General features: G+C 61.1%; 7 protein-coding genes. 2 read left to right on the top strand and 5 right to left on the bottom strand.

Features of this window, described 5'->3' with window-relative positions; translation table 11 throughout:
• Positions 1-149 precede the first annotated feature (149 nt).
• Both QZY48_RS22365 and QZY48_RS22360 read right to left on the bottom strand, forming a co-directional pair.
• On the bottom strand, positions 150-1,961 hold the full coding sequence (locus QZY48_RS22365) for a hypothetical protein (protein ID WP_295435293.1): 1,812 nt from the start codon (positions 1,959-1,961) through the stop codon (positions 150-152).
• Between the two features lie 3 nt (positions 1,962-1,964).
• Positions 1,965-3,029: a MoxR family ATPase gene (locus QZY48_RS22360; protein WP_100917812.1), complete on the bottom strand. Its 1,065-nt coding sequence runs from the start codon at positions 3,027-3,029 to the stop codon at positions 1,965-1,967.
• An 80-nt stretch (positions 3,030-3,109) separates the two neighbouring features.
• Between QZY48_RS22360 and QZY48_RS22355 the strand changes: the two genes are divergently transcribed.
• Together QZY48_RS22355 and QZY48_RS22350 are read left to right on the top strand one after the other, a co-directional pair.
• Entirely contained in the window at positions 3,110-3,454 is a 345-nt protein-coding gene (locus QZY48_RS22355) for a type II toxin-antitoxin system RelE/ParE family toxin (protein WP_295435289.1), read from the top strand.
• A 15-nt stretch (positions 3,455-3,469) separates the two neighbouring features.
• Complete coding sequence (locus tag QZY48_RS22350) at positions 3,470-3,751, top strand: helix-turn-helix transcriptional regulator (protein WP_295435287.1); 282 nt, start codon at positions 3,470-3,472, stop codon at positions 3,749-3,751.
• Positions 3,752-3,987: 236 nt separating this feature from the next.
• Here the strand turns inward: QZY48_RS22350 and QZY48_RS22345 are convergent, their stop codons facing one another.
• From QZY48_RS22345 to QZY48_RS22335, 3 genes are all read right to left on the bottom strand, one after another.
• Positions 3,988-5,340 (bottom strand): anti-phage deoxyguanosine triphosphatase, encoded by a 1,353-nt coding sequence (locus QZY48_RS22345; RefSeq protein ID WP_295435285.1) that lies wholly within the window; start codon positions 5,338-5,340, stop codon positions 3,988-3,990.
• Positions 5,341-6,203: 863 nt separating this feature from the next.
• Positions 6,204-6,551, bottom strand: a complete 348-nt coding sequence (locus tag QZY48_RS22340) for a hypothetical protein (RefSeq protein ID WP_295435283.1) — start codon at positions 6,549-6,551, stop codon at positions 6,204-6,206.
• Positions 6,552-6,692: 141 nt separating this feature from the next.
• Positions 6,693-7,187 (bottom strand): TCP-1/cpn60 chaperonin family protein (locus tag QZY48_RS22335; protein WP_295435282.1); only part of this gene is annotated, 495 nt, incomplete at its 5' end.

Raw genomic sequence — 7,187 nt, 5'->3', positions numbered from 1 at the left:
CCGCACCCCAGTGCGGCGCGATCTCGCAGATCACCCCGCCGGTGTGGGTTGAACCGAGGCCGCGCCGCACTGGGGTGCGGCGCTCCCAGTAGCCGTTGCGGCCTAACTTAGCGGCAGTGAGTCGCAGAGCCTGGGAACGAGGGGGCTTATCACTTCACTGCAAAGACCTCCCCGCCAGGCGCAAACGGCAGGCGTCGGCCTTCGGGCAGCAGAAAGGCGTGGTCAAAGGTAATCTCAAGCGCGTCCTCGCACTCGCCATCCGTAATCAACAACAGCGGGCCATGCCGCGGGAATTCCCCCCGCTGGGCAAGGCGGTGCAGGCAATCCACCCCTGGTTGCAGTACCGTGCCGCCCCGGCCCTTGAGCGTGAACCGTTCCAGCAGGCGTTCCGGCTCCACCCAACCGCTGTCATAGGCGGCGGCATCGCAGCACACCAGGCGCACCGCATACACGTCATGCGCGAGACTGTAGCTGGCGATGGCGCCCAGTGCCTTGCCCAGCAATTGCGGCGGCATCGACCCCGAGGTGTCCAGCACCACGCCGAACACCCGGCTCTTGCGCTCCTCTTCCGGCGGTTTCAGCGGGGACGGGCGCGGGATGCCCGGGGTGGCTGACTGGCGGCGCGAGGGCCGGGCGTAGCTGCGGCGCAGTTCGGGCGGCGGGAAACGCTCGTCGAACCATTCCGCCAGCCGCACGTCCCAGGGGATCGGCGGCTGGCTGAGGCTGCGGATCTCCTCGATCAGCCCCGCCGGAATGGTGCCGCGCCCGCCGCCGAAGAGCCAGCGTTCGAGCCCTTGCGCCAAGGCGCGGCGGCAGTATTCCTCGGCGTCCACAAAGGGGCCGTCCCGGGCCTCGCCTAACATATCCGGCTGGCCGGGGCCGCGCAGCGTGATGAGCTTGCGCGCGCGGCGCAGATTGCGCGCCAGCAGGTCGTAGACCTCCTCCGCGCTGTGCGCGGCCAGGGTCGGATCGTGCAACAGGCCCAACGCGGGCGCGGTACCGACGCCCATGTCGATCAGCCAGGCGTTGATGAGGAAATCGCAGGCGACATTCCACAGCAAGGGATCGCGCCCGCGCCGCCGGGAACCATGGTTCAACCCGGCATGGAGCAGTTCATGGGCGAAGACGAAGAGCGCCTGCGCATCGGTCAGCCGCGCCGTCGGGTTCATCCAGATCGTCCGCGCCCCGACATCGATGGCAGCCACCTGGATATCATACTGTCGGCACTGCGCCAAACCCTCCTCCAGGTCGAAACCGGCGGCCAGGGCACCGAGCAATGGATAGCTGTCCATCAGCCGGCGCCTGGCCCGCTGGGCCGGGCTGTCGGCCGGGGTGACATGGCCGGCGGCGCTCTCCCGGCCCGCCACCACCCGCAAGGCGCGGCCCACCCCTTGGGCAATGCCCTCCGCCAGCAAGGCGGGCCAGTCCGGCGGCCTGCGCCAACGGTCAACGCCCTTGCCGTCGAGCCACACAAACAGCGGACGGCCCCCGCACCACCATCGATGCCATTGCGCCAGGATCGGATCGATCCCGTCGGCGCACCACCGCCGGAACAAGGCATCCTCGCCCCCGGCCGGAACCGCGACCAGCCCATGCCACAAAACCTCCGGCAGTTGCCCCAGCTTCAATTCATCGCAAAACCGCTCGGCACTGAGCAGGCAGGCGGTCTCCCAGAGGTCCTGCGGCGCACGCCCGCGCACCATATTGAAGCCCAGACAAGCAACGCCGATCCCGATCACCCGCGCCCATTCATCGGGTGAGGCACGGCGGGTCGGATGCAGATAGACCGACCCCTTGGGCGTGACGGCCAGCCATCCCTGGTCAGCGACGAACTGGTGCGGCTTGTCAGGAATGAAGTGGACCTCCCCGAGCAAGGGCAACAGCACCGCCTTCTCCCGCAGCAGGGCGAGTCCAGCCTCGCGGGCCTCCTGCGCCGGGTCCGGGCGTCGCGGGCGCGCCATGGCTCAGGCCTTGTCGTGTCCGGCCAGGCGCGGCAGGTCGCGGGCCACCTCCACCAGGAACCAGGTCGGCAGGCGTCGCCCCTCGTCGTCCTGCGCCAGCACCGACTGGGCAATCTCCACGCTGATGCGGGCCAACTCCTTGAGCCGGTCCTTGGCGCGCATCGCCAATTGCTGGTGTTCACTACGCAGGTTGGCCTCGTCTTCCGGCAACTCCTTGCGCAGCAGTCCGCGCAGCGACTGCGCCAGAAAATACAGGATGTCGCGATCGGCGGGCGCATCCGGCCAATGCGCATCGCCCTTGAGGATGGCGGCGAGGGTATGCTTTTGCTGGATCTGCTTCAGAAAACCCTTGAACTGGCCAGCGTGGGGCGGACTGAGCAGGCCGAAGGCCAAGGCCTCCAGCAAGGTGTTGTCAATTGTGCCGCTGAATGAATACAGGGCATCGGACAGCATGTGCCAGGAGCGCGGCGTGGAAAACGGCTCCTCATGCTTCGGCGGCTCGCTCCACAGATGGTCCGGGCGCAGTTGGAGGTACTCGACCACCCAGGGATGAATCCCGCCCTGATTCACCGCCCAGTCCAGCCACTGCCGATGATCCGCACGCAAATGGATATGGGCCAGGCGGTTGATCAGTGCCGATGGCATGGGCTTGACGATGGCCGCGTCCTTGGCGCGGTTGCCGGCCCCGATCACCAGGGTGCCTTTCGGCAACCGATACTCGCCCACCCGTTGATCCAGGATGAGTGAATAAAAGGCCTTCTGGATCTCATGGCTGGCGGCGTTGAGTTCATCCAGGAACAGCACGAACGGCTCCCGGCGCACGATGTTGGCGGGCGGGAAAAAGCGCGAACAATCGCCGTCGATCTGCGGTACCCCCAGCAAGTCCTCCGGGGCCAGTTGGCTGCCCAACAGCGACACGCACTCCAGTCCCAACTCATTGGCGAAGCGGTTGACCAGGGCGGTCTTGCCGATGCCCGGGGCGCCCCAGAGGAACACCGGGCGCACCACGGCGACGTTCAGCAGGAACTCGAAGGCCTGGTTCAGGGTGAGTTGGATGGCGGGGTTCATGTGGGGGTCGAAGATGGAGCGACGGCAGGGAAAATCAACCTTCGGTTACACGCGGCACCAAAAATGGTACGCTAGCCGCCATGCCGCCTGAGCCGATCCTTGATGTCGTCTTTTTCCGGGCCGACTCCGGCACCGAGCCCGTACGTGATTGGCTCAAGAGCTTATCGAGGAACGACAAGGGGGCCATCGGTGCGGACCTGAAGACCGTCCAGTTTGGTTGGCCGGTCGGAATGCCGGTCGTCCGCAAGCTCGAACCGGGGTTGTGGGAGGTGCGTTCGCGACTGGATCAGCGAATCGCACGCATCATCTTTACCGTGTCCGACCGCCGCCTGGTTCTGCTGCATGGATTCATCAAGAAATCCCAGAAGACCCCAGCAAGTGACCTTGACTTGGCCAGGCGCCGCCGAGCGGCCCTTGCCCCGTGAACAAACGGTGCATCAATGAACGAGCACATGGGTAGCAGCCTCGATTCCTTTCTTGACGAGGAACAACTGCTTGCACGATCCGAAGCCATCGCCATCAAGCGCGTCATCGCCTTCCGGCTGGAGCAGGAAATGGCGCAACAGCAGTTGACCAAGGCCGACCTGGCGCGGCGCATGGGCACCAGCCGCAGTGCCCTGGATCGCTTATTGGACCCGGACAATACCTCCGTGACCCTGCTGACGCTGGAGAAGGCCGCCAAGGCGTTGGGGCGGCATATTCGCATCGAACTGGCGGCCTGAGGGGAGTCCGCAGGACGCAGTGACGAATGAACCGCAGCGTTCGCGATTGATGCCGTTTGAGCATGGACCGCATGCTGCCTGCTTACTCGCAGGTTGCAATCTGGAACCAGGCCAAGTATCCGACCCCGCGTCCTTACTCCCAATTCGCGTGCGGGATGACGGTTTACGGCGCGTCTGACATCGCCGATTTTAGCAATAGGGCTCCGTCCGCGTGCCTAACCCGACCTGCTCACTGGTTAAAGTCGATCGGAGAATTGGCCCCTCCTGGGGACAAAAAGTCGTTCGTACATTCGTGTTGCGTATTCGTCCGTCATTCCAGCGATGAAGTCGCATATTACGCGGTTTTTTTCCTCTAAGCTCTTTGAATCTTGATGTTTCTGCCGAAAGGTCTCTTTTAGTAATCTTGCGGGGTCAGATGCGAATGCTTCAAATAAGCTCGTTATTAGTTGTTGCCCCCGATACTCAAGCGTTTGAACTTCTGGAGTATTTACTACTTTATTTTTTACAAGGCTCTTGGCTTGTCTTAAGAATTTTTCCGCGGATTCTGTTAGGCTTGCTTGATACTTAAGCAGTGGATGTTCAAACTCCGAAAGTTCACGTATTTCAACGGAACAAATTAGCGCGTTAACCAAGAGCCCAATAGCCCTTTTTCGGGCAGAGCCAGATCCGGAAAAAAGATTTTCCGAAGTCGATCGAGTTATTTTGAACTCTTGAGCCCATGTGTCGTCAATCTTGCTAAAGATCGCATCCCAGTCATGCGAAGAGATCATTCGGAGTACAATTGCGTCTTCGAGATCATGAATCCCATATGCGATATCGTCCGCAAGCTCCATTATGCCAGCATCAAGCGCATGATACTTGGACTTGCCATGTTTGTCATCACATGGTTCATCCTTAAGTTGGCGGATCATATCGCGATCAGAAGATCCAAAAGGTTCAAATATCCATGTGACCACATCGTCTTCTGTTGCCAAATAGCACTTCGGTGGCTTCCAATCATCTCGCTTAACCCAGCGCAAGTCTCTTGGTGCTTCAGGTGCCGTTCGGCGAACGATCCGAGAATAATTGACCGGGTATTTTAGAATCCCAAGAAGAACTCGACGCGTTGGGTCCAGTCCGTAATCGTCGGTATGGGCTTCCAAACGGGACAATAGTCGCAGCGTTTGGCCGTTTCCCTCAAATCCTCCATGATTTCTCATTGTGAAATTAAGTGCTACCTCACCCCCATGCCCAAACGGTGGATGTCCAAAATCATGCGAAAGTGAAATTGTCTCTATAAGGTTCTGGCCTGGAAGCCATTTGCTTGCAGGGTGATTGTTTTCCTCGAATCCCTGCTTGAGTGTAAAGACGATTCCGCGGGCTATCTGAGCGACTTCCATCGAATGGGTGAGCCTGGTGCGATGAAAGTCTCCCTCCCCAATTCCAAGCACTTGGGTCTTTGCCTGAAGACGACGAAAAGCCGCAGAATGAATAACACGAGCGCGGTCGCGAATATATGGACGAGGTGGAGTCGCGTCTTTACCGCGCGGCAAGTCTAACCCCGATCTCCTCTCTTTCCAACAACAATCATCCGCATCGAAAATAGTCATCGCATTTCTCCTCAAGTCTTGATGTCTCTGCTATTTCTTGTTTAGCGGAGTCTGGAAAAAGGGCTAGAGTCGAATACCTCGCATACACTTCGGCCCTGACTACGCGAAACCCCTGCTTTCTACCCCCAACCGTAACACTGACCACATCCCTCCACTGCCCAATTGCTCGTCGCGGAGGCCGTAGATGGCCTTGTACCATCATCCCGCGCTTCTACCGGGGGCGGGTAGTTTCCTAAAGTCTGTGGTATTTGGCTCGGTATTGATGATCTGAAGTTTCCGGACCCCCGCCCCTCCGGTATCCCCTAAAAGAGCGGGAACATTCGGTTGATGATCAGGAAGGCGAAATCGTTGCCGTTATTCCGGTCCACCTAGAGATCAATACCATGGGCGTTGCCTACGGTCCATGCGATCACGGGATGCCCGACCTGCAGCTGGACGCCCAACACGGGCTTCCAACTTGGGCAGGGCCACAGCGAGGTGTTCGAGCAAATCGGCCTTACCGCTGTCATCGGTCGGCATGTAGGATGAAGTATGCATCGATCGGCTCATCCTTACAATCTTTGGTCTATAAGTCAACAGAGCCTCAAAATGGGCGCTCCGGGAAGACTGATGCGTCCGCGGCGGTACTTGGCGAACGCGGATGGAGCTTTGCAATAACCCCAGCGGGAACCGGAACTGTGAGAAGTTGCGACCGGTGCGGATCGCCCGGCGCTCGACATCGGTGGCGGAAGCAAGCCAGCCGCGCTGTTCCAGGTAGATCAGGTTGGCCCGGGTGCTGACCTTGCGACAATTCTCGGGCAACAGAACGCGGGCGCGGGCAATCTTGTGGCCCTCGAAAAAAAATTGGACATCTGGTCCACGACTCACAGAGAAAGTGCGTGCAGTTCAGCTACCATACCCTGGGTTGCGGCATCCGAGAGCCGGGGCATCGGCAGCCGCGCCTGGGCCATCAACAGGAACAGGTCCTCCTGGCTGGCCAGCCCCAGGGCATCCAGGACGGCTTGGTCATCGACGCGGCCCAGGGAAAAGGCCAACAGCACCTTGAAGTTCTGATTGCCGACGGCGTCGGCGGCCTCGAAGGTCTCTACGAGATAGCGCAGTTCGGCGTTGAACAGGGCGTTGACCGAGGTCTCCGCCTTGGCCGCCACCACCTTGGCGCGCCTGAGCAGGTCGCGATCGACCGACCCGGTAAAATGGACGTTGGCGGACATGGTCGTCTCCTGGATCAGCCAGGGAGTCACAGTAGCATGGGCGGGGCGAGCGGCGTCAAGCCGGATTCAGGGGCTTAGGCCCATAAAAAAGCCCCGCGTGATGCGGGGCTTTCTGTCACCAAACCAGTGACGCCAGGCGCTTTACATCATGCCGCCCATTCCACCCATTCCACCCATCCCACCCATGTCGCCACCGCCGCCGCCCATGGCCGGGCCGTCGGACTTGGGCTCGTCGGCCACCATGGCCTCGGTGGTGATCATCAGGCCCGCCACGGAAGCGGCGTTCTGCAGGGCGTAACGGGTCACCTTGGTGGGGTCCAGGATGCCCATGGCGACCAGGTCGCCGTATTCGCCATTGGCGGCGTTGTAGCCGTAGTTGCCGGTGCCTTCCGCGACCTTCTGCAGGACCACGGACGGCTCGGCACCGGCGTTGGCGACGATCTGGCGCAACGGCTCTTCCATGGAGCGGCAGGCGATGGCGATGCCGACGTCCTGGTCGTGGTTGGCGCCCTTGAGGTTCCGGATGGCATTGAGTGCGCGCACCAGGGCGACACCGCCGCCGGGGACGATGCCTTCCTCGACCGCGGCACGGGTGGCGTGCAGGGCGTCTTCGACGCGCGCCTTCTTCTCCTTCAT

Origin of the sequence: uncultured Thiodictyon sp. (genome assembly GCF_903828115.1) — a bacterium.
Lineage (GTDB): Bacteria > Pseudomonadota > Gammaproteobacteria > Chromatiales > Chromatiaceae > Thiodictyon.
This window is presented reverse-complemented; position numbering and strand designations above follow the sequence as displayed.

Coding starts and splice junctions, on each gene's coding strand:
- QZY48_RS22350 (WP_295435287.1), top strand. CDS start 3,470: ATGAACGAGCACATGGGTAGCAGCCTCGATTCCTTTCTTGACGAGGAA.
- QZY48_RS22340 (WP_295435283.1), bottom strand. CDS start 6,551: ATGTCCGCCAACGTCCATTTTACCGGGTCGGTCGATCGCGACCTGCTC.
- QZY48_RS22345 (WP_295435285.1), bottom strand. CDS start 5,340: ATGACTATTTTCGATGCGGATGATTGTTGTTGGAAAGAGAGGAGATCG.
- QZY48_RS22365 (WP_295435293.1), bottom strand. CDS start 1,961: ATGGCGCGCCCGCGACGCCCGGACCCGGCGCAGGAGGCCCGCGAGGCT.
- QZY48_RS22355 (WP_295435289.1), top strand. CDS start 3,110: ATGCCGCCTGAGCCGATCCTTGATGTCGTCTTTTTCCGGGCCGACTCC.
- QZY48_RS22360 (WP_100917812.1), bottom strand. CDS start 3,029: ATGAACCCCGCCATCCAACTCACCCTGAACCAGGCCTTCGAGTTCCTG.